General features: G+C 43.1%; 1 protein-coding gene. It reads left to right on the forward strand.

Annotated features, from left to right (window positions below):
- Window positions 1-527, forward strand: a 527-nt coding sequence (locus tag AC4FRF_RS17500; protein WP_491161579.1) for a hypothetical protein, incomplete at both ends; no start/stop codon positions are given.

Consider the following 527-nt stretch of genomic DNA (forward strand, 5'->3'; position numbering starts at 1 on the left):
AATGCTGGTTCTTATACCATTACCATTAAAGATGCTAATGGATGTAACACTACTCAAGACGTAACCATCACACAACCTGAAGTGGCTATTTCTGTTAGTGGAGTACCAACTAACGCTTCTTGCTACGGAGAAGCAGATGGTTCTATTGCTATAACCAATAGTGCTGGTGCAACAGTAGTCATTACAAACTCTAATAATGAAGTAGTGGCTAATACTGGATTAGTGGCTGGAACCTATACCCTAACCGCTACTGCTCCGGGGGGTAACCAAGGACAAAATTGTACTGCAACAGCTCAGGTGACCATCACACAACCTGAAGTGGCTATTTCTGTTAGTGGAGTACCAACTAACACTTCTTGCTACGGAGAAGCAGATGGTTCAATTGCGGTTACCAATAGTGCTGGTGCAACAGTAATTATTACAAACTCTAATAATGAAGTAGTGGCTAATACTGGATTAGTGGCTGGAACCTATACCCTAACCGCTACTGCTCCGGGGGGTAACCAAGGACAAAATTGTACTGCAAC

Source organism: Flavobacterium sp. ST-158 (assembly GCF_058309975.1).